20 protein-coding genes are annotated in these 20177 nt (G+C 73.3%); 7 read left to right on the forward strand and 13 right to left on the reverse strand.

The features are described from left to right. The first annotated feature begins 34 nt into the window (after window positions 1-34). From ABZS51_RS24525 to ABZS51_RS24535, 3 genes are read left to right on the forward strand one after another with little or no spacing between them, the layout of a single operon-like run. Window positions 35-1573: a succinic semialdehyde dehydrogenase gene (locus ABZS51_RS24525; protein WP_355445179.1), complete on the forward strand. Its 1539-nt coding sequence runs from the start codon at window positions 35-37 to the stop codon at window positions 1571-1573. 44 nt (window positions 1574-1617) lie between these two features. Beyond that, window positions 1618-2373 carry an MBL fold metallo-hydrolase gene (locus ABZS51_RS24530; RefSeq protein ID WP_355445182.1) on the forward strand — a complete coding sequence of 252 codons (756 nt, stop codon included), beginning with the start codon at window positions 1618-1620 and terminating at the stop codon, window positions 2371-2373. An 18-nt stretch (window positions 2374-2391) separates the two neighbouring features. Continuing rightward, entirely contained in the window at window positions 2392-3357 is a 966-nt protein-coding gene (locus tag ABZS51_RS24535) for a pyridoxal-phosphate dependent enzyme (protein ID WP_355445185.1), read from the forward strand. A gap of 36 nt (window positions 3358-3393) precedes the next feature. Here the strand turns inward: ABZS51_RS24535 and ABZS51_RS24540 are convergent, their stop codons facing one another. From ABZS51_RS24540 to ABZS51_RS24550, 3 genes are read right to left on the reverse strand one after another with little or no spacing between them, the layout of a single operon-like run. Beyond that, on the reverse strand, window positions 3394-4257 hold the full coding sequence (locus ABZS51_RS24540) for an SDR family oxidoreductase (RefSeq protein WP_355445188.1): 864 nt from the start codon (window positions 4255-4257) through the stop codon (window positions 3394-3396). A gap of 43 nt (window positions 4258-4300) precedes the next feature. Further along, a complete protein-coding gene (locus tag ABZS51_RS24545; protein WP_355445191.1) occupies window positions 4301-5044 on the reverse strand; it encodes an N-acetyltransferase in 744 nt (247 codons plus the stop codon). Window positions 5045-5055: 11 nt separating this feature from the next. Continuing rightward, a complete protein-coding gene (locus ABZS51_RS24550; protein ID WP_310708440.1) occupies window positions 5056-5532 on the reverse strand; it encodes an Lrp/AsnC family transcriptional regulator in 477 nt (158 codons plus the stop codon). Window positions 5533-5882: 350 nt separating this feature from the next. Between ABZS51_RS24550 and ABZS51_RS24555 the strand changes: the two genes are divergently transcribed. Both ABZS51_RS24555 and guaA read left to right on the forward strand, forming a co-directional pair. Then, the gene (locus ABZS51_RS24555; RefSeq protein WP_355445195.1) at window positions 5883-6725 is read left to right on the forward strand and encodes an SDR family NAD(P)-dependent oxidoreductase; all 843 of its coding nucleotides are present in this window, start codon (window positions 5883-5885) and stop codon (window positions 6723-6725) included. Window positions 6726-6807: 82 nt separating this feature from the next. Then, window positions 6808-8355, forward strand: coding sequence for a glutamine-hydrolyzing GMP synthase (gene guaA, locus ABZS51_RS24560; protein WP_310708438.1), 1548 nt, complete (start codon window positions 6808-6810; stop codon window positions 8353-8355). 96 nt (window positions 8356-8451) lie between these two features. Here the strand turns inward: guaA and ABZS51_RS24565 are convergent, their stop codons facing one another. The 4 genes from ABZS51_RS24565 to ABZS51_RS24580 form a co-directional block, all read right to left on the reverse strand. Beyond that, a complete protein-coding gene (locus ABZS51_RS24565; RefSeq protein WP_355445200.1) occupies window positions 8452-10077 on the reverse strand; it encodes an FAD-dependent monooxygenase in 1626 nt (541 codons plus the stop codon). A 72-nt stretch (window positions 10078-10149) separates the two neighbouring features. After that, a complete protein-coding gene (locus ABZS51_RS24570) occupies window positions 10150-10773 on the reverse strand; it encodes a TetR family transcriptional regulator (RefSeq protein ID WP_355445203.1) in 624 nt (207 codons plus the stop codon). A 55-nt stretch (window positions 10774-10828) separates the two neighbouring features. Further along, complete coding sequence (locus ABZS51_RS24575; RefSeq protein ID WP_355445206.1) at window positions 10829-12274, reverse strand: hypothetical protein; 1446 nt, start codon at window positions 12272-12274, stop codon at window positions 10829-10831. Window positions 12275-12329: 55 nt separating this feature from the next. Continuing rightward, a complete protein-coding gene (locus tag ABZS51_RS24580) occupies window positions 12330-13031 on the reverse strand; it encodes a polysaccharide deacetylase family protein (protein ID WP_355445209.1) in 702 nt (233 codons plus the stop codon). Window positions 13032-13300: 269 nt separating this feature from the next. Between ABZS51_RS24580 and ABZS51_RS24585 the strand changes: the two genes are divergently transcribed. Then, window positions 13301-13897 (forward strand): CGNR zinc finger domain-containing protein, encoded by a 597-nt coding sequence (locus ABZS51_RS24585; protein ID WP_355445211.1) that lies wholly within the window; start codon window positions 13301-13303, stop codon window positions 13895-13897. A 191-nt stretch (window positions 13898-14088) separates the two neighbouring features. Here the strand turns inward: ABZS51_RS24585 and ABZS51_RS24590 are convergent, their stop codons facing one another. Continuing rightward, on the reverse strand, window positions 14089-14415 hold the full coding sequence (locus ABZS51_RS24590; RefSeq protein WP_310708429.1) for a putative quinol monooxygenase: 327 nt from the start codon (window positions 14413-14415) through the stop codon (window positions 14089-14091). A gap of 57 nt (window positions 14416-14472) precedes the next feature. Between ABZS51_RS24590 and ABZS51_RS24595 the strand changes: the two genes are divergently transcribed. Continuing rightward, window positions 14473-14784, forward strand: coding sequence for a helix-turn-helix domain-containing protein (locus ABZS51_RS24595; protein WP_355445214.1), 312 nt, complete (start codon window positions 14473-14475; stop codon window positions 14782-14784). A gap of 170 nt (window positions 14785-14954) precedes the next feature. Here ABZS51_RS24595 and ABZS51_RS24600 read toward each other — a convergent pair whose 3' ends face one another. From ABZS51_RS24600 to ABZS51_RS24620, 5 genes are all read right to left on the reverse strand, one after another. Then, window positions 14955-16274 (reverse strand): acyl-CoA reductase, encoded by a 1320-nt coding sequence (locus ABZS51_RS24600; protein WP_355445217.1) that lies wholly within the window; start codon window positions 16272-16274, stop codon window positions 14955-14957. Window positions 16275-16534: 260 nt separating this feature from the next. Then, window positions 16535-17620 carry an acyl-protein synthetase gene (locus ABZS51_RS24605; RefSeq protein ID WP_355445220.1) on the reverse strand — a complete coding sequence of 362 codons (1086 nt, stop codon included), beginning with the start codon at window positions 17618-17620 and terminating at the stop codon, window positions 16535-16537. After that, complete coding sequence (locus ABZS51_RS24610) at window positions 17617-18930, reverse strand: AMP-binding protein (protein WP_355445222.1); 1314 nt, start codon at window positions 18928-18930, stop codon at window positions 17617-17619. Before ABZS51_RS24610 ends, ABZS51_RS24605 begins: the two co-directional genes overlap by 4 nt. 27 nt (window positions 18931-18957) lie before the next feature. Beyond that, window positions 18958-19878, reverse strand: coding sequence for an SDR family oxidoreductase (locus tag ABZS51_RS24615; RefSeq protein WP_355445225.1), 921 nt, complete (start codon window positions 19876-19878; stop codon window positions 18958-18960). Further along, complete coding sequence (locus tag ABZS51_RS24620; protein ID WP_310708423.1) at window positions 19859-20104, reverse strand: acyl carrier protein; 246 nt, start codon at window positions 20102-20104, stop codon at window positions 19859-19861. The genes ABZS51_RS24615 and ABZS51_RS24620 overlap by 20 nt, the downstream gene beginning before the upstream one ends. Window positions 20105-20177: the final 73 nt, after the last annotated feature.

A 20177-nucleotide genomic window follows, 5' to 3' on the forward strand; every position in this document is an offset into this window, starting at 1 on the left:
CGGTCGGTAGCAGTTCCGGAATATCCTTCTGACCATGCACGTGACAACGCCCGAGCGCGTGACCACGGTCCACGTGACGTCCAGCGGGGAGACGCGGGAGATCAGCACCCCGTTCACCGGCGAGCCGCTGGCCCGGCTGCCCCTCTCCAGTGCCGACGACGTCGCCCGCGCCCACGCCCGGGCTCGCGCGGCCCAGGCCGAGTGGGCCGCCCGGCCGGTCGCCGAGCGCGTGCGCCCGTTCCTGCGGCTGCACGACGCGATCCTCGACCGGCGCTCCGACATCCTCGACATCGTGCAGGACGAGACGGGCAAGGCCCGCAAGCACGCCTTCGAGGAGGTGCTGGACGTCGCGGGCTGCGCGCTCTACTACGCGCGGCGCGCCCCGCGCCTGCTCGCGCCGCGCCGCCGGCAGGGCGTCTTCCCCGTGGCCACCCGGGTGAGCGAGCTGCGCTCCCCGAAGGGCGTGGTGGCGCTCGTCTCGCCGTGGAACTACCCGCTCTCGCTCGGCGTCACCGACGCCGTGCCGGCCCTGCTGGCGGGCAACGCGATCGTGCACAAGCCCGACACGCAGACCGCGCTGTCCACGCTGTGGACCATCGAGCTGCTGGCCGAGCTGGGCATGCCGCGCGAGATCTGGCAGGTGGTGCTGGGCGAGCCCGCCGAGATCGGCGAGGCGCTGCTCGACGGCGCCGACTACGTGGCCTTCACCGGCTCCACCCGCGGCGGCCGGAAGATCGCCGAGGAGGCGGCCAAGCGGCTCATCGGCTGCTCGCTGGAGCTCGGCGGCAAGAACCCGATGCTGGTGCTCGACGACGCCGACCTCGACCTCGCCGTCCAGGGCGCCGTCCGCGCCTGCTTCACCAACGCCGGCCAGCTCTGCCTGTCGGTTGAGCGGCTGTACGTCCACGCGAGCGTGTTCGACGCCTTCGCCGAGCGGTTCGCCGCCCAGGCGCGCGGCCTCCGCCTGGCCGCCGGGCACGACTGGTCCGCCGAGATGGGCTCGCTCACGTCCGGGCGGCAGCTCGACACGGTCACGGCGCACGTGGAGGACGCGCTGGCCAAGGGCGCCACGCTGCTCGCCGGCGGCAGGGCCAGGCCGGACATCGGACCGCTGTTCTACGAGCCGACCGTCCTCACGGGCGTCACCGAGGACATGGCGCTGTGCCGCGACGAGACGTTCGGCCCGGTCGTCGCCCTCCACCCGTTCACCTCCGACGACGAGGCCGTCGCGCTCGCCAACGACACCGTCTACGGGCTCAACGCCTCCGTCTGGACCTCCGACCCGGCTCGCGGCCGCGCGATCGCCGCCCGTCTCCGGGCCGGCACGGTCAACGTCAACGAGGGGTACGGCGCCGCGTACGCCTCCTACGACGCCCCGATGGGCGGCATGAAGGCGTCCGGTCTCGGCCGCAGGCACGGCGCCGAGGGCCTGCTGCGCTACACCGAGGCGCAGACCGTGGCCACGCAGGCGCCGTGGCTGGGGTTCGAGCCGCCGGGCGGCATGCCGTACGAGAAGTGGGCGGGCGTGCTGGCGACCACGCTCAAGACCATGCGCAGGCTGCGGCTCAAGTGAGAACGGGCGGAATATCCCGTCCGCCGGCCGTGTCGTAGCCGAGCATGGAGATTCGTTACGCGGGCGGTCCCACCGCCGTTCTGGAGATCGGCGGCGTGCGCCTGCTGATCGACCCCACCTTCGACGCGCCCGGCGACTACCCGATCGGGCAGCGCGCGCTCACCAAGACGGGCGGCCCGGCGTTCGGCCCGGACGAGGTGGGGCCGGTGGACGCGGTGCTCCTCTCGCACGACCAGCATCCCGACAACCTCGACCGCGCGGGCCGTGCCTACCTGGCCGGCGCGCCCCTCGCGCTCTCGACGGGATCGGCTGCCGAGCGCGTCGGCCCGCCCGTGCGCGCCCTGCCCAACTGGAGCCACGTCGAGCTGCCCCGGCCCGGCGGCGTGCTGCGGATCACCGGTGTGCCGGCGCAGCACGGCCCCGACGGGAGCGAGCACCTCGTGGGAGAGGTGACCGGGTTCGTGCTGAGCGGCGACGGTCTCCCGACCGTGTACGTGAGCGGCGACAACGCGTCGCTGGACGTGGTGCGCTCCATCGCCGGCCGGGTGGGCCCCGTGGACGTCGCCGTGCTCTTCGCGGGCGCGGCCCGCACGGCGCTGGCGGACGGCGCGTACCTGACGTTGACCAGCGACGACGTGGTCAAGGCCGCCGACCTGCTGGGCGCCGGGCACGTGGTGCCGCTGCACTTCGAGCACTGGGCGCACTTCTCGCAGGGCCGCGACACGCTCGCGGCCGCGCTGGCCCCGCTGGGGGACAGGGCGCACCTGCTCGCCCCTGGGGAGCGGGTCACCCTCCCCTGAGCGTGGGACCATGATCCGGTGACCTGGACGGAACACGCGCTCGCCCTGCTGGAGCCGGGCGAGCCGACGCCGCTCATCGAGTTCCCGGTCGCCGCGCCAGGGGTGCGGCTGCTGCTGAAGGACGAGTCGAAGCACCCCACCGGGAGCCTGCGCCACCGGCACGCCCGCGCGCTGTTCCGGCGGGCGGTCCTGGACGGGCTGGTCGCCGAGGGGACGCCCGTGGTGGAGGCGACCGGTGGCAACGCGGCCGTGGCGCAGGCGTGGTTCGCGCGGCGGCTCGGTCTGCCGTACCTGGTGGTCATGCCGGGAGAGCGGAGCGAGGCGCGGGCGCGGCCGGTGGAGGAGCTGGGCGGCGCCTGCCGGTTCGTGACGCCGCCGCTCGCGATCTACGATGCGGCGCGCGAGGCGGCCCGCGAGAGCGGCGGCCACTTCCTCGACCAGTTCGGCCGCGCGGCCGAGCACGACCTCGCCGGGGAGCTGCTCGCGGAGGAACGCCCCGACTGGGTCGTGGTGGGAGCCGGTACCGGAGCCACCTCCGCGACCCTCGGCCGCGCGGCCCGTGCGGCCGAGGGACGGCCGATCCGGGTGGCGGTGGCCGACCCCGAGAACTCCGCGTACTTCCCCGGCTGGACGCTCGACGCCCCCGACTACGCCACCGGCATGCCGTCGCGGATCGAGGGCATCGGGCGGCCCAGGATGGAGCCCGGCTTCCGGCCCGACCTGGTGGACCTGGTGATCCCCGTGCCCGACGCCGCCTCCGTGGCGGCGGCCCGGCGGGTGTGCGCGGTCACAGGGCTGCCGGTGGGCGGCTCGACCGGCACCGCGCTCTGGGCCGCGCTGGAGCTCGCCGGGCGGATGGCCGGGCGGGGGGAGAGCGGCACGGTGGTGTCCATCATCGGCGACGCGCACCCGAGGCACCTGGCGACCGTCCACGACGACGCGTGGGCCACGGCCAAAGGGCTCGACCGGCGGGCCCACGACTAGGAGCTGCTCCGCCGTACCTCCTGAGCCCGTGGCGCCTCAGCCCGGGAGCGTCTCGCCGCCGATCGGGGCGAGGACCTCGCCCGTGTAGTACGACGACAGCCGGTTCGCCGCGAAGAAGACGTACGACGGCGCGATCTCGTCCGGATGCGCCGCGCGCCCCATCGGCACCTGCTTGCCGAACGAGCCGACCTTCTCCTCCGGGAACGTGGCCGGGATCAGCGGCGTCCACACCGGACCGGGCGCCACCGCGTTGACCCGGATGCCCCGGTCCACCAGGTTCTGCGCCATGGAGTAGGTGAAGGCGTTGATCGCGCCCTTGGTGGCGGCGTAGTCGAGCAGCGTCTTGTTGCCGCGCAGCCCGTTGATGGACGAGGTGTTGATGATCGCGCTGCCCTCGCGCAGGTGCGGCAGGGCGGCCTTGGTGACGCGGTAGTAGCTGTGGATGTTCACGGCGAACGTGTACTCCCACTGCTCGTCGCTCAGCTCCTCCAGCCCCTCGACCGGTGACTGGTAGGCCACGTTGTTGACCAGGACGTCCAGGCCGCCGAGCTCCTGGACCGCCTGCTCGACGACCGACGCGCAGTGGTCGCGGTCGCTCAGGTCGCCCGGGATGAGCACGCAGCGCCGCCCGGCCTCCTCGACGAGCTTCCTGGTGTGGTTGGCGTCCTCGTGCTCGCTCAGGTACGCGATCGCGACGTCCGCGCCCTCCTTGGCGAAGGCGACGGCGACGGCCCGGCCGATCCCGGAGTCGCCGCCGGTGATCAGCGCGCGCTTGCCGGCCAGCAGGTCGCGGCCCGCGTAGTCACGCATCTCGTCGCGCGGCTCGGGCGTCATCTCGCCGCTGCGGCCCGGGTATTCCTGTGTCTGCCCAGGTGGTGTGCTGTTCGATTCTTCGGCCATGCGGAGCGCTTGCCCCCAACCGGCGAAGCCTAACGTCGGAGCCTCAGCCGAGGGGGTGGCTGACCCACACGTTGGGCTCCACGTAGACGGCGTGATCGTGGGTCACGTCGCAGTGCACGGGCGTGAGGCCGCCGGGCACCTCCACCGGCCCCGTGCGGTCGAACGGCAGCCCGGTCCACTCGCGCCACTCGGCCAGCGACCCGGCGATCACCATCGAGCGGGACGCCACCCGGACGATCCGCCCGCCGGCCCGCACGTGGACGCGCAGCCAGGCGTCGTGGGGGAGGCCGTCGGCGCGGGTGCGGAAGGCGTACTCGGCCATGGGGGTGCGCGGCTCCAGGTGCTTCTGGTTGGGCCGGACCGGCGCGACCAGCTCCCGGAAGCCGAGCCGGGCGGCGTGCTCGCGCATCGCGGCGACCATGCGCGGCGAGACCCCGGACCCCAGCCGGTCGCTGCGCACCGTGATCTCCAGGGCGCTGATGCTGTCGGCCGCGGCGCCCGACTCGCGGGCGAGCCTGCCCCGGCGGATCACCGTGTCCCAGCCGCCGTCGGGCAGCGGGTCGTCCTTGGCCGGGTACGGGATCATGCACCCGCGCGCCACCAGCCGGCCGGGCTCGGCGTCGTCGTCGGCCACCAGCACGAAGTCGGCGAAGGTGGTCGTCGCGGCCGGGTAGAACATGTCCGCGACCGGGTCGTTCATCATGAACCCCGCCCACGCGTGGGCCATGTCCCACAGCCCCGTGGCGAACTCGGGGCGCTCGGCGAGGGTGGTGATCCGCAGCGACATGCGGATCATTGTCACATCTCGGACGGCCGTTGCACGGGCTGATGCTCGGTTTTGAAGATCAGGGTCGTCTCCAGGTGGACGATCTCCTGCCGTGTCAGGAACTTCTCCAGCACCAGCCGGTGCAGGTGGTCGGCGTCGGCCACGGCGACGTGGACGAGGAAGTCCTGCGGCCCGGCCACGTGGAACAGCGTGATCGTCTCCGGCAGGGTCAGCACGAACGCCCGCATCGGGTCGACGAGCTGGCTGGTGTGGGGCCGTACGCGCAGGGCGAGCAGCGCCTGGAGCGGCCGGCCGAGGCGCGCGGTGTCGACCGAGGCGCGGAAGGCCGTGATGACGCCCCGGCGGCGCAGCGAGCGCACGCGCTCCAGCGAGGTGGAGGGGGCGACGCCCAGGCGGTCGGCGAGCTCCTTGTTGGGCAGCCGCGCGTCGTTCTGCAACTCGGCCAGGATCGCGAGATCGATCGCATCGAGTGCGGCGTCATGCCTCATCGTCATCCTCCTGTTCGGCGAGGGTAGCCGTTCGCCGTCTCATCGACCACCGGCTCCCTGTGTCACCGCCACGGCCGGATGGCGGCGCGGAGAATGCCGCTCGGCTGTATCGCCAATTGCCAGGAGATTTCTCTTCTCGGCAGGAGTTTCCTTTTCTGCCGCTCGCTGATTGTTCCTTTTGATGGTGAGAATGGGTGCACGGGAACCGCCGGCGGGCGTGGCGCTCGCCCACGTGGCGCGGTCTTTCCCGCGAATTCCTCCGCTTTTCCGTCATAGGCATGACTTTTCCGGAACGCCCTGGACTGACCGGCGAGTTCCTGTAGCGTCGAGGCGAGCGCTAGGAGGCTTCGGTGCGGGAACTCTCCGGCAAGGTCGCGGTGATCACGGGTGCGGCGAGCGGCATCGGCCGGGCACTCGCCGTCAGGTTCGCGAGCGAGGGCATGTCCCTGATGCTCGCCGACGTCGATCCCGGCGGGCTCGCGGAGACCGCGACGCTGGCGGGCGACACCAAGGTCCTCACCCAGATCACCGACGTGTCCGACGAGGCCGCCGTGCACCATCTCGCGGAGCGGGCCTTCGGCGAGCTGGGGGCCGTCCATCTGCTGTGCAACAACGCGGGCGTCTACCAGGGTGGCCACCTGTGGACCCGGACCCGCGAGGACTTCGCCTGGGTGCTGGGCGTCAACCTGTGGGGCGTGCTCCACGGCATCAACGCGTTCGTGCCCCGCATGATCGAGCAGGACACCGAGGGGCACATCGTCAACACGGTGTCGGTGGCGGGCCTGTCCGCCGGGCCGCACGCGGGCGGCTACGCCGTCAGCAAGTACGCCGCGTTCGCCGCCTCGCAGGCGCTCGCCCAGGACCTGATCGCCTCCGGCTCCAGGCTCCGCGTCACCGCGCTGTGCCCTGGAGCGGTCCGGACGCGCATCAACCGCTCACAGCGGGTGCGCCCGTTCGACCTGTCCGTCGCCCGCAGCTCCGACGAGCTGGAGTCCCAGGAGCGGGTGGACGCCGGAGTCGCCGGCGGCATCGACCCGGCGCGGGTCGCGGACATGGTCGTCGACGCCGTACGCGAGGAGCGCTTCCTGCTGCTGACCCATCCGGAGTTCGGCAGGAGCATGCGCCGGCAGACCGAGACCCTGCTGGCCGGCGGCCTGCCCCCGCTGCGGGAGGCGGCGCCCGGGGAGGAGTGAGCGGGACGGGCGGCCGGTCCGGGCCGAAGGCGGGCTGCCGATAGACTGGGGACACCGCATTCGCCTCTGGGGGGTTTCTTCGGTGTCTGAGTTCGACACAGTTCTCGTGGTCGACTTCGGCGCGCAGTACGCGCAGCTGATCGCGAGGCGGGTGCGCGAATGCCACGTCTACTCCGAGATCGTCCCGTCGACGATGCCCGTCGAGGAGATGCTGGCCAAGCGGCCCAAGGCGATCATCCTGTCCGGCGGGCCCTCGTCGGTCTACGCCGACAACGCGCCGGCCGTCCCGCACGGCCTGTTCGAGACGGGCGTGCCCACGTTCGGCATCTGCTACGGCTTCCAGGCGATGGCGCGCGCGCTCGGCGGCGACGTCGCCCGCACCGGCGTCGCCGAGTACGGCGGGACCCAGCTCGACGTCGTCACCGAGGGCGTCATCTTCGCCGGCCTGCCCGCGACGCAGAAGGTGTGGATGTCCCACGGCGACAGCGTCAAGGCCGCCCCCGCCGGCTTCGCGGTGACCGCCTCCACGCGCGAGACGCCGGTCGCCGCCTTCGAGCACCCCGAGCGCGGCCTGTACGGCGTGCAGTTCCACCCCGAGGTGCTCCACTCCGAGCACGGCCAGGCGGTGCTCAAGCACTTCCTCGACGCGGCCGGCTGCCGCCCGACGTGGACCATGCTCAACATCGTCGAGGACTCCGTCGAGGCGGTGCGCAGGCAGGTCGGCGACGGGCGGGCGATCTGCGCCCTGTCCGGCGGCGTCGACTCCGCCGTGGCCGGCGCCCTGGTCCAGCGCGCCATCGGCGACCGGCTGACCTGTGTCTTCGTCGACCACGGCCTGCTGCGCAAGGGCGAGGCCGAGCAGGTCGAGCGCGACTTCGTCGCCGCCACGGGCGTCAAGCTGCGCGTCGTCGACGCCGCCGACCGCTTCCTCAAGGCGCTGGAGGGGGTCAGCGACCCGGAGGAGAAGCGCAAGATCATCGGACGTGAGTTCATCCGCGTCTTCGAGGACGAGCAGCGCGCGATCATGGCCGACGGCCCGGTCGACTTCCTGGTGCAGGGCACCCTCTACCCCGACGTGGTCGAGTCGGGCGGCGGCACCGGCACCGCCAACATCAAGTCCCATCACAATGTCGGCGGCCTGCCGGAGGACCTCCAGTTCACCCTGGTCGAGCCGCTGCGCACGCTGTTCAAGGACGAGGTGCGCCGGGCCGGCGAGGAGCTGGGCCTGCCGCCCGCCATGGTGTGGCGCCAGCCGTTCCCCGGGCCCGGCCTCGGCATCCGCATCGTCGGCGAGGTCACCCGCGAGCGGCTCGACCTGCTGCGCGAGGCCGACGCCATCGCCCGTGAGGAGCTGTCGCGGGCCGGCCTCGACCGCGACATCTGGCAGTGCCCCGTGGTGCTGCTGGCCGACGTCCGCTCGGTCGGCGTCCAGGGCGACGGCCGCACCTACGGCCATCCGGTGGTGCTGCGCCCCGTCACCTCCGAGGACGCGATGACGGCCGACTGGTCGCGGGTGCCGTACGACGTGCTCTCGCGCATCTCCACCCGCATCACCAACGAGGTGCGGGAGGTCAACCGGGTCGTGCTCGACGTGACGAGCAAGCCGCCGGGCACCATCGAGTGGGAGTGACGCCCCCGTTCCGGGGGATCTCTTCCTGACGCGTTCGCTTCGCCGAGCTGGAGAGGCTGGTCGAGGGCGTCCCCGCGAGGGCCGGGCGGGTGAGGGTCAGGCGGCTTCGCCGAACCAGCGGGTGAGCGCCGCGCGCAGGGCCCGCAGCTCGCCCTCGTCCGGGTCCGGCGAGGACGAGGCCCAGGCCACGTAGCCGTCCGGCCGGATCAGGAGCGCGCTCACCTCGCTCGCCGCCCCGGAGGAGTGCGCGGTGAGCGTGTCGACCCGGTCGTGCCAGCCGGACGCCTCCTTGGCCGGTGACGCGCCCCTGGTCAGGTCCAGCAGCAGCGGCCGGGCCGTCCGGGTTAGCTCGGCGAGCCGGAGCGAGCCGCCGCCGGTGCCGCCGCCCGTGTCCAGCGTCAGGTCGGGGGCGAGGCGGCCGGTCAGCGGGTGCGCGTCCCCGCCGCCCATGTCGTAGCGGACGTCGGACCCGGCCATCGTGGCGGCGATGTGGCGGGCGTTGGCCGGATCGCGGAGCAGCTCGGCGAACAGCTCGCGCAGCGCCGTCACCTCGCCGCCCGGCGCGATCAGCGCGGACTGCGCCTGCGTGTGCATGACGACCCGCTCGGCCGCCGGCCGCCGCTCGCTCTCGTACGTGTCCAGCAGCGCCTCGGGGGCCCGGCCCCGGACCACGGCGGCCAGCTTCCAGCCCAGGTTGACCGTGTCCTGGAGGCCCAGGTTCAGGCCGGGGCCGCCGATCGCGCTGTGCACATGGGCGGCGTCGCCGGCCAGCAGCACCCGGCCATCGCGGAACCGGTCGGCCAGCCGGGTGTTACCGCTGGTCAGCCGGCGTAGCAGGTGCGGCCCGTCGCCCTCCGGCGGCCCGAAGGGCAGGTCCACGCCGAGCACCCGGCGTACGCTCTCCCGCAGCTCGTCCAGAGACATGGGCGGCGGCTCCGTGCCCTCTTCCGTGCTGTCCCACTCCATGGTGGTCAGCACGGGCAGGCGGCCGGCGAACGGGGCGTACGCGATCAGACCGTGCTCGGTGCGATGGTGCATGAACGGCGGCACGATGCCGTAACCGGGCACGTTCAACGCGCCGGTGGCGGGGTCGATCAGCGAGGCCGGCACGGACACGTTCGCGGTGCGGGAGATCGTGTCGTCCCTGGTGATCCCCGGGAAGCCGATGCCGGACAGCCTGCGCGTGACGCTGTGGCCGCCGTCCGCGCCGACCAGATAACCGGTGCGCAGCGTGTACGGGCCGCCGGGCCCCGCGATCTCGGCGGTGACGCCGTCCGCGTCCTGGGACAGGCCCGTCAGCTCGTGTCCCCGCCGGATCTCGACGCCGAGCTCGGTCGCGCGTTCCTCCAGCACCTCCTCGACGCGGCGCTGCGGCACCTGGATGATGTGGAGCGGGTTGTCCTCCACGCCGGCCAGCATCAACGGCAGCGCGCCGAACACGAAGCCGGGGACGGGCCGGGGCGGCTCGGGGTCGCCGGTCAGGCGCTCGTACAGGCCCCGGCGGTCGAGCACCCGGATGACCTGGCCGACCAGGCCGTTGGCGCGGGCCTCCTCGGTGCGGGCGGCCAGCCGCTCCAGCACCACGGGCCGCACCCCGGCGAGGGCGAGCTCGCAGGCCAGCATGAGCCCGTTCGGGCCGCCGCCCGCGATGACGACGTCGACGAGCGTGCCGGGGGTGGTTTCGGGGGAGATGTCGGTGTACACGGCGATCCTCCTGGTCATTGGAAAAGGGCATGACGCATCGGCCCGGCGGCGCCGGGCTTCGTACCGTGTGCGGTTGTGGGGAGTGTGGGGCTACGGGGTGGTGAGCCCCTGGGAGAGCCGGCCGAACGCCTCGCGCAGCAACTCCTGTACCGAGACCGGCGGTCCTGGGCGCAGCGACTGCTGCGTGACCGCCGCGATGGCGGCGCTCACGGCACCGGCGACGAGGTTGGGGTACAGGTCGCGGGTGACGTCGGTGCCCGTGCGCTCGGCGATCACCGCGGCGAACTCGGCCTCGGCGGCCATGTTCGCCTTGACGAACTCGGTCTGCAGCGCCGGCTCCTGCACCATCAGGCGTAGCCCGGCGGTCCGCTCGTCCGACGCCTCCGGCCGCGCGTCAAGGCCGAGCGCGAACTGCGAGAGCGCCGCGTCGGTGATCGCCTCCCACAGCGGCTTGTCCGCCGGCTGGGCGCGCAGGTCCTCCGCGATCGCGTGGGCCCGCTCGACGTGCCGGGCCGCGATGGCCTCGCCCTTGCTGGAGAAGTAGTTGTTGAAGGTGCGGGGGGAGACGCCCGCCTCGGCGGCGATGTCCTCCACCCGTACGTTGTCCCACCCGCGCTCCACGGTGAGCCGGATGGCGGCCCAGCTCAGCGCGATGCGCGTCTCTCGCTTCTTGCGCTCGCGCAGCCCCGAACGCTCACGTTCGTCACTTCCCACACCCACCACGATACATAAACTTGCGTGGTCTGCAAAGATGCGTGATCCGCAAATTTTAGCCGGCTTCTGGGCCCGGGACCGGCTCGGCGGCCGGCCGCCGAGCCCCGCGCAGCACCCGTACCAGGCTGCCGAACAGCAGCGGCGCCATCATCATCCCCACGAAGAGCGGCGTGGCCATGTACCGGTAGTCCTGCGCCGAGATGTTGGCCAGCACGGCGAGCTGCTGCCCCGCCACCACCGCCACGACCGCCGGCACGTACCTGTTGCGCAGCGCCCACGCCGCCAGCCCCGCCGTCAGGTACGACAGGTACGCCCAAGTCGCGCCCCGCCAGAGCAGCCAGTCATAGCCGGGCTCCGCCGAGGCGAGCAGCCACGAGTCGGCCACCCGGTACAGCTCCGCCGACTTCGGCCGCAGCGAGAACATCCACCGCTGCGGGTAGTCGGGCACCTTGTTCGGGCCCACGTACGTCTCGGCGCTCGGCCGCCGCGAGAAGTGGTACGTCTGCCCGCCCACGGCCCACTCGTCCTGCACCGGGTTCCACGCGATCGAGCCCCGGCACAGGCGCGCGTCCACGACGTCCACGGGCCGCTCCGTGAGCAGCCGCCGCCACAGCTCCAGCAGCTCGCCCGCGTGCGCGTCGGCCTGCTGCCAGCTGAAGTCGCGCCGCCAGATCAGCGGGTTGATGGTGTGGCAGGTGCCGCCCTCGTTCCACCGCGACAGGGGGGCCACGGCGGTCATGAGCGTCCTGTCGCGGTCGTCGAACAGCTCCGGATGCTCCCGGTACAGGACCGCGATGTCGCCGAAGGCCGTGTGGTAGACGTACGTGCTGGACGGGGCGGCGATGCCCACGCGCGGCAGGACGACGTTGCTGAGGACCAGGGGGACGGCCGCCGCGACGAGCCCCACCAGCGCCAGCCGTATCCTCGCGCCCCGCACCACGACCAGCAGCACGGCCACGGCGACGCCGACCACGAGGAAGCCGTTCGCCCGGAACAGCCCGAGCGCCAGCATGAGCGTCCCGAGCCCCGCGAGCCGCCACCGTGTCAGGCGGCGGGTCGCCGCCAGCCCGGCGCACGACGCCGCGATCGCGACCGCGCACAGCGTGAACGGCACGTCCTTCCACAGCGCCACCGAGAACGCGCCCACCGGCGGCAGGAACGGCAGCAGGACGGCCACGGCCGTCGTCGTCCTGCGCGGCGCGCCGAGTGCCTTCAGCGCGGCGGCCAGGTACGTGAGCGTGGCCGCCATGGCGGTCGTCTGCAGCAGCGTGACCGCGCCGATGTCGCCCGTCAGACGCACGCTCAGCCACAGCAGCGCGTCGTAGGTCACCGAGTGGTCGCTCACCCACGGCCCGACCATGGTGTGGCTCAGGTACAGAACCGAGTCGCGGCTGAACAGGCCCGGATAGTACGCGGCCCACCAGCACGCGAGCACGGCCTGGATGGCGAGGAAGGTCGCGAGCGTCGCCCAGCGCGATGGCTTCGCGGTCTCCGTCAGCATGCGCTCCCCGTCCCGGCTACCGGGGCGGTCGCCCCGACGTGCTTCCTACCGCGAACTAGGGAAAACTCACACCGGCGTCCGGAGTCCTGCCGCCCAGCAGGGTCGGAACCGTCACCAGGTGATACCCCTGCTTCTTCAGCTCCTTGAGGATCGCCGGCATGGCCCGGACCGTCTGCGGGACCGTGTCGTGCATGAGGATCACACCGTCGCGCTTGGCCAGCCGCAGCACCGCGGCCTTGATCTTCGCCGGGTCGCGCAGCTTCCAGTCGAGGGTCGTGCCGGTCCACAGCACCTGGGAGAGGTCCTGCGAGCCGGCGAGCCCCAGCACCCGGGCGTCGGTGTGCCCGTACGGGGGCCGGAACATCCGCAGCCGGCGGCCGGTCACGTTCTGGACGACGTCCTGGGTGAGGCGCATCTCGTCGATGATCTCCTGATCGAGCAGGGTCGGTAACGACGGGTGCGAGTAGGTGTGGTTGCCGATCGCGTGCCCCTCGGCCACCGTCCTCCTGACGACCGCCGGGATCTGCTCCACGTGCTTGCCCATGAGGAAGAACGTGGCCTTCACGTGCTCGCGTTCGAGCACGTCGAGGAGGGTGCCGGTGTACTTGCCTGGGCCGTCGTCGAAGGTCAGCGCCAGGCACTTGACCTTCGCGCAGTCGACCCGCGCCTTCGTGCCCGTTCCCGCGCTCGTCCCCGTGCCCGCAGCCGGGGCGCCGCTCATCACCAGTGCGGCTGCCAGCAAGCCCTGAATCACCACAGGTGCCACCTTAAAGCCAAACATCCCCACCCGCGTGACGGGTCACCCCGCCTTCCTGGACCGTGCCACCGGCCGGCGCGCGTGCGGAGGGTTCAGGTCATGGCCGGCAGCCGGTATCCCTCTTCCCGGTCCAGCCGCGCCTGCGTCAGTCGTTCCGACAGCGTTCGATTCGTCGTCATGCCCATTGCTCCCGGTCAGTCCTTGTAACGCCCTGAACGTTACAGTCTGGACGGTAACAGATGTAACGGTCTGAGCGTTACCATGGACCCATGAGCAAAGAGGACCCGTTCGCCTTCCGCTTCGACTGCGGCGCCGTCTGGCTGAACCTCCTCGCCACCAGGGGCCGCACGTTCAGCGCGGACCCGGTGGAGCGGCTGGGCACGCCCGGCCGCCTCGCCGAGTGGCTGGAGCGCTGCGAGCTGTCCCCGGCTCTACCGCCTGATGAGGACGATGTGGACCAGGCGCGGAAACTCCGGGAGACCCTCCGTGCGCTCGCCCTGGCCACTGTCGACGAGCGCCCCCCGCCCGCGGATGCCGTGGCGGAGCTGGCCGCGTTCCTGGCCGCATACGACGATCCGGTCCGGTTGGTCGCGGAGGACCGGCTGCGCCGCGAACCGCCGGCGACGACGGCACGCGCCCTCGCCAGGGTCGCCCGCCAGGCCGCGGACCACATGACCGGCTCGGACCGGCTGGCTCTCAAGAGCTGCCCGGAGCGCGACTGCAGGGGCGTCTTCATCGATCCACCCGGGCGCCGGCGCTGGTGCCCGTCCCCGGCGTGCGCGAGCCGGGGCAGGGTCCGCGCCCTCCGCGCCCGCCGCGACGCCACCGCCTCCAGGCCGAACGAGGATCACTCGCCGGCACAGTGACGGGCGGGTGCCGCTGCCGTCGCCGGCGCATTCGGGGGGCGTCGCGGGGTGTCACGTACTGGCGCCGGCCTTCCCCCTCGCCTCGGTGTCGGAAGCGGGCATCCTGTGCGCGAGCTGTCCCTCGATCATCGCGGCGACGGCCGCCCGCCCCTGGTGCCGGGGCGGGCGGCCGTCTGCGGTCCGCTGAGGGGTCAGGGGGTCGCGCTGAGAGGCGTCAGCCAGTGAATCTCCAGGTCTTCCAGCAGGTAGTCCATGCGGTGCCGCTGGAAGTCCGCGAGCTCGGGACGCGCGAGATGGGCGCGCAGGTCGTCGGCCGACCGCCACAGTTCGTAGAACACCAGCGTGCCGGGGTCGGCCGCGTCCCGGTGGACCTGGTACTGCATCGAGCCCGGCTCGGCCCTGGTCGGTTCGACGAACGACAGCAGCAGTCGCTCCAGTTCGTCGGCCCGCTCGGGCTTCGGCCGGGCGAAGCCGTAGAGGCCGACGGCCCCGTCTCCTTCAGGTACGATAATCTTCATACCTGACGATGGTAGACATCTATCAGGTACGAAACAAATCGTACCTAGGGGAGATTCATGGATCTGGGCAAGGTGTTCGGCGCCCTGGCCGACAGCTCCCGCCGCCGCGTGGTGGCCGAACTCGCGGCCGATCCAGGGGGCCGCGAGCGCGCGTGCGGCTCCTTCGACCTGCCGGTGAAGAAGGCCGCGCGCACGCATCACTTCCGGGTGCTGCGTGAGGCGGGGCTGATCGTGCAGCGCGACCACGGCAACGGCAGCGCGGTCTCGCTGCCCAGGCAGGACATCGAGCGTCACCTGCCCGGCCTGCTGGCGCTCCTGACCGAGGAGTTGGAGTCCGGCGGCGAGCCGGAGCAGGATGGGGCGAAGTAGAGCCACCGGGAGGACGCGGTAGCGGCCATCAGCCGGGTGGACGCGGCGGGCAGGTTTGCTCCGAGGGCGGCGCGGTGACGGTCACCAGCCGGGTGAGCGCGGCGGGCAGGTTTGCTACGGGTGCGACGCGGTGGCGGTCACCAGCGGGGTGGACGCGGCGGGCAGGGCCGCTACGAGGGCGGCGCGGTGACGGTCACCAGCCGGGTGAACTCGGCCGGCAGGTCCACGCCGTCCCACACCCGGTGGAACCCCAGCGCGGCCCCGACCGGCACCATCCGGTCCACCCCGCGCCCGCCCAACGCCCCGGCCAGCTCGGCCAGCTCCTCGCGGCCGAAGCCGAAGTGCGTCATCGTCTGGTCCTTCCGCCGCACCACGCCCGCCAGCTCGCCGAGAGTGCCGAGCCGGGCGTGCGCGAACGTCCCCGTGCCGAGCCACCGCCGCGGTGCCCGGTCCGGCGCCGTCAGAACCACCTGGGCCAGGGCGTTGCCACGGAACTCGACCGAGCTCGCCACGCCGTCGGCCGCCAGCCCGTACGCGGCCACCCGCTTCTCGACCGCCATCGCCGCGTCCACCGTCCACCCGCGCCGCGCCACGGCCTCCGCCAGGCAGGCGGTGAACCCGTCGCGGGCCGCCGCGCACTCGCCCGGGGAGCCCACCCAGAAGACGGTGCCCGGGGAGGAGCACGCGGCCTGGTCGAACCAGTACGCGTCGGTGGCGAACCCGTCGGCCACCGCCGCCCGCGTCGCCGGCTCGGCGGCCAGCCACGCCGCGGCCCGGACCACCGCGAACGACGACCGGTCGGGGAAGGCGAGATCGCGGGCATGGGGCGCGAGCGGATGCCGGCGGATCTCGTCCACCGTACGGTCGCCGCCCCAGATCACCCGCAGATCGCACGCCGCCGACAGCTCGGCGGTGGGGTCGGGGGCCCGGCCCCCGCTTTCCCACGGGGAACGGCCGCCCTCGCCTTCTCGCAGGGGACGGCCGCCCTCGCTCTCCCGCAGGGGACGGCTGCCCTCGCCTTCCCGCAGGGGACGCCCGCCCTCGCCTTCCCGCAGGGGACGGCCGCCCGCGCTCTCCCGCCCGGGACGGTCGTAGGAGACGACGCGCTGCGTGCGGGCCACCACCGGGTCGGCGCCGTCGAGCGCCTCGTGCAGCACGCCGAGGATCACCTCGGCCACGACGCCGGCACGGGCCGAAAGACGGACGACGTTGCGGTTGCCCATGAGGGCCGACAGGGCCCAGGAGTAGACGAAGACGGTGTCGACGTTCGCCGGGGGAACGTGGAACACCAGCCCACGCGGCACCCGCACGTGCTCCCCGGACGCCGGGCCGAGGGCCCGCTCCAGCTCGCGGGGCCGCAGGAAGAACCCGAGGGACGCCAGCTCGGGATGCCGCCGCGCCACGGCGGGCCTGAGCAGCCCGCGCCCGACGGCCACGAGGAACTCCCGCACGCGATCGTCCCCGACGCTCAGCCCCGGCCCCCCGGTCACGTCCCGAACCAGATCCCCGACCCCCATGGCCCCCTCGACCGGAAACCGGATCCGCACCGGCTGCCCCTCACCGGTGGCTCGCTCGGCCGGAATCCGGACCCGTACTGGTTGCCCGTCACCGGCGGTCCCCTCGGCGGAAATCTGGACCCGTACCGGTTGCCCGTCACCGGCGGTCCCCTCGGCCGGCACCCGAACCCGCAGCGGCTGCCCCTCACCGGCGGCCCGCTCGGACGGAGGCCGCGGGACGTGGACGGGGCCGGTCACGCGGCCGCCCCCATCCCGCCCAGCGTGTCGCTGCACCCGCGTGCCTCCGCGCGGGTCAGCCGACCCAGCACCGAGAAGCGCTTGCCCGGCCATGTGCCGTCGTCCACCCCGTGGACGACCCCCAGGTCCTCGGTCAGCAGCACGTGCCCCGGGTACGACGTCGGCAGCGTGCTGACCACCTCGATGAGCCCCGGCACGCCTGGTGGAGCCTCCTCCCACGTCTCCGGGTCGCGGATCACCACGTCGGCGAAGTCCGGGCAGTAGAGCCCGCCGCCCTCCGGCCCCTCCAGGAAGACCGTGCCGATCTGCTCCACCATGCCGTAGAAGTCGTGGATCCGGGTCAGCCCGCACTCGCGCGCCAGCCGCCGGCGGAACTCGGCCGCGTCCACCGCCTGGTCGGCCAGCCTCTTCCACCCCCCGGAGTGGATCAAGACCCCCTGCGACAGATCGAGCCCCAGCCCGCGCAGGTGCAGCCACACCATGTACGTGAACCCGAAGATCAGGAACGGCTCCCGGCCGTGCCGCGCCAGGAACCCCCGCACCGCCGCCGCGTCCACCTCGCCGCCCTCGTCCAGCACGAAGGTGTGGTCACGGCCGAGGTTCATCATGCCGAGCACCCCGGCGCCGCGCGCGCTCAGCGTCGTGGCCCGTACGACCGAGCGGATGTCGGCGATCAGCATGGGCAGCCGCCGCTCGCCCAGCACCGCCCGGAGCGTCGCCGCCAGCATGCGTGGCTGCGCCGCGGCCGCCGCACGGTCGAGGTGGACGCGGCTGGGCCGCTGCCCCGTGGTGCCGCTGGAGGTGAGCACCCGGAACACCTCCTCCTCGGGCACGCTGCGCAGCTCGTGCGTCTTGAACATCCGCACCGGCAGCCACGGCAGCTCCGCCACGCGCGCGTACGGCCCGTGCGACCCGATCGCCGCCAGGATCCGCGCGTACGGCGGGCAGGCGTGCCGGTGCCGCTCCGTCAGCTCGGCCAGCCGCGGCAGCAGCACCCGCTCCCGCTCGGCCTGGCCCAACGTGAAGACACCCACCCGGTCTGCCGGGTCCGTCGTGGCCCTCGGACCGTCCGGTCGTCTCATGTCCGGGCCTCCAGGGCGCGGTAGTCGATCTTGCCCGTGGTCAGCAGCGGGAGGCGGTCCACGGCGCGGACGTCGAAGCCGCTCCAGTGCAGCCGTAGCTCCGTGCCGAGGCGGCGGGCCAGGCGGGCGCAGGCGTCGCGGTCGAGCCCCTCGGCCCATACCGTGACCCGGTCGTCCCCGCTCGTCACCGCCACCGGGCCGCAGTCGCGCAGCAGGCCCTCGACGTCGTCCAGGCTGACCCGTACGCCGAAGATCTTGGCGATGCGCTTCATGCGGCCGGTGAGGAAGACGAAGCCCTCGTCGTCGAGGTGGCCGAGGTCGCCGGTGCGCAGCACGCCGCCCAGGTCGTCGCCCCTGGCCAGGTCGGCGGCCGTCTCCGCGTAGCCCATCATCACGTTGGGCCCCTCGTAGATCACCTCTCCGCCGTCCACGCTGAGCCGGCCGCCCGGGACGGCGGTCCCGGCCGAGCCCGGCTTGTCGGCCAGGCGGTCCGGCGGCAGGACCGCGATGCGCGCGGTGGCCTCCGTCTGGCCGTACATGACGAAGAACCGCTCCGTCATGGCCGCGAACCGCGTCACGAGCTCCGGCCGCAGCCGCCCGCCGGCCTGCGTGAGCGTGGTCAGCGTGGGGTGCTCGGCGTGCTCGAAGCCGAGCCTGCGCAGCATCTCGTACTGGTACGGGACGGCCGCCAGCGAGGTGCAGCCGTGGCCGTCGAGGTGGGTCCAGAACGACCGCTCCAGCAGGCCCGCGTCGGTGAGCACCACGGTGGCGCCGGCCACCAGGTGGCTGTTGAGCACCGACAGGCCGAAGCTGTAGTAGAGCGGCAGGCTGGTCGGCGCCACGTCGCCGGGGCCGATGGCCAGGACGGCGGCGATGGCCGTGGCGTTGGACAGCACGGCCCGGCGCGACAGGCGCACGAGCCTGGGGCTGCCCGTCGATCCGGACGTGGCCAGCAGCACGGCCAGGTCGGGATGCGGGTCGCCGGCGTCGCGGCGCCCGCGCGGCGCGGCCTCCACGGCATGCGCGAACCCGAACATCCCCACCGGCCGGAACCTCCTGATCAGGCCGGTCAGCGCCCCCGCCGCCAGGTCCGGGTCGAGCAGCGCCACCGGCCTGCGGGTCCGCCACGCGGCGAGGTAACGCACCACGGACGCCAGGTCGTTGCGCATGCCGCAGAACACGGGGCCAGGCGGCAGGCCGGCGAGCACCTGCGCGGCGCGGTCGACCCGGGCGGCCAGCAGGTCGCCCGTGAGTCCCCCCGGCTCTCCGGCGACGACGAGCCGCGCGTCAGGGTGCGGGAAACGATCCATGGGACGTCCATCCATCGTGTCGGAACCTCACAGCACCAGCCCGCCGTCGACACCGAGCACCTGGCCGGTGACGAACGAGGCGTGGCCGGAGAGCAGGAACGCCACGGCGGCGGCGACCTCGCCGGGCAGGCCCACGCGGCCGAGCGGGGTCGCGGCGACCGTCGTGGCGCGGGCCCGGTCGTCGAGCGTGGCCAGCATGGCCGTCTCGATGAAGCCGGGCGCCACCGCGTTGACCCGGATGCCGGCGGGGCCGAGCTCCTTGGCGGCGGACACGGTCAGGCCGAGCAGCGCGGCCTTGGTGGCGGAGTAGACGGCCTGGCCCGCCGACCCGCGGCGCCCCATGATCGACGAGACCATCACCACGGCGGGGCTCGTGCCCCGGCGCAGGAGCCGGACCGCCGACTGCAGCGTGTGGACGGCGCCCACCGCGTTGACGTCGAAGAGCCGGGACACCGCCATGCCCGGCAGCAGGCCGAGCAGGGCCGCGTCGTGGGTGCCGGCGTTGACCACGAGCGCGTCGAGGCGGCCGTGGCGCTCCCGGACGTGGCGCATCATGGCGGAGACCGCGCCGGGGTCGGCCACGTCGCCGTGGACGGACCAGGTGCGGCCGCCGGTCTCGGCGGCCACCTCGGCCGCGGCCTTCGCGGCCCGCTCGGCGTCGCGCCCGTGCAGGATCACCTCGTCACCGGCAGCGGCGAGCGCCACGGCGACGGCCCGCCCGATGCCCGAGGTCGAGCCGGTGACCAGCGCCACCCGCGTGCGCGGGGCCGGATCGAGGTCCGCGGTCGTGCCGCCGGCGGCTCCGGGGATCGCGTCACCGGTGGCGCGGTCCGTGGCCGTGTCACCGGCCGCGCCGGCCAGGGCCGCGTCACCGGGGGCGCCGGCCGGGGCCCCGTCACCGGGGGCGCCGGCCGGGGACGGGTGTGGGTCAGAACGCGGCGCCGGCACCGTGCTTCTCCAGCAGCCGCGCGGCCTCGGCGAACGAGCTCATGTCGATGATCTCGTCCGTGTCGATCATGATGTCGAACTCGTCCTCGATGGCGGCGACCAGCGCCATGTGGGCCAGGGAGTCCCACTGCGGGATCGCCCGGTATTGGAGCTCGTCGACGTCGGCGTCGTCCGGAAGGCTCAGCGCGGCGCGGAAGACCCCGCGCAGGCGGTCGAGGTGGGTCATGCTCCCTCACTCTCCGTGGTCGAACCAGAACGTAGTGTATCGGCGATCCTCCATGGCTCAAACCGAGACCCAG

The sequence above is a fragment of the Nonomuraea sp. NPDC005501 genome, assembly GCF_040605905.1.
In the GTDB taxonomy this organism is placed as follows: domain Bacteria; phylum Actinomycetota; class Actinomycetes; order Streptosporangiales; family Streptosporangiaceae; genus Nonomuraea.

Bases quoted from the DNA above. Each gene is read 5' to 3' on its own strand.
- ABZS51_RS24525 (WP_355445179.1), top strand. From the start codon at position 35: ATGCACGTGACAACGCCCGAGCGCGTGACCACGGTCCACGTGACGTCC.
- ABZS51_RS24530 (WP_355445182.1), top strand. From the start codon at position 1,618: ATGGAGATTCGTTACGCGGGCGGTCCCACCGCCGTTCTGGAGATCGGC.
- ABZS51_RS24540 (WP_355445188.1), bottom strand. From the start codon at position 4,257: ATGGCCGAAGAATCGAACAGCACACCACCTGGGCAGACACAGGAATAC.
- ABZS51_RS24545 (WP_355445191.1), bottom strand. From the start codon at position 5,044: ATGTCGCTGCGGATCACCACCCTCGCCGAGCGCCCCGAGTTCGCCACG.
- ABZS51_RS24550 (WP_310708440.1), bottom strand. From the start codon at position 5,532: ATGAGGCATGACGCCGCACTCGATGCGATCGATCTCGCGATCCTGGCC.
- ABZS51_RS24565 (WP_355445200.1), bottom strand. From the start codon at position 10,077: ATGACCAGGAGGATCGCCGTGTACACCGACATCTCCCCCGAAACCACC.
- ABZS51_RS24575 (WP_355445206.1), bottom strand. From the start codon at position 12,274: ATGCTGACGGAGACCGCGAAGCCATCGCGCTGGGCGACGCTCGCGACC.
- ABZS51_RS24585 (WP_355445211.1), top strand. From the start codon at position 13,301: ATGAGCAAAGAGGACCCGTTCGCCTTCCGCTTCGACTGCGGCGCCGTC.
- ABZS51_RS24590 (WP_310708429.1), bottom strand. From the start codon at position 14,415: ATGAAGATTATCGTACCTGAAGGAGACGGGGCCGTCGGCCTCTACGGC.
- ABZS51_RS24595 (WP_355445214.1), top strand. From the start codon at position 14,473: ATGGATCTGGGCAAGGTGTTCGGCGCCCTGGCCGACAGCTCCCGCCGC.
- ABZS51_RS24605 (WP_355445220.1), bottom strand. From the start codon at position 17,620: ATGAGACGACCGGACGGTCCGAGGGCCACGACGGACCCGGCAGACCGG.
- ABZS51_RS24610 (WP_355445222.1), bottom strand. From the start codon at position 18,930: ATGGATCGTTTCCCGCACCCTGACGCGCGGCTCGTCGTCGCCGGAGAG.
- ABZS51_RS24620 (WP_310708423.1), bottom strand. From the start codon at position 20,104: ATGACCCACCTCGACCGCCTGCGCGGGGTCTTCCGCGCCGCGCTGAGC.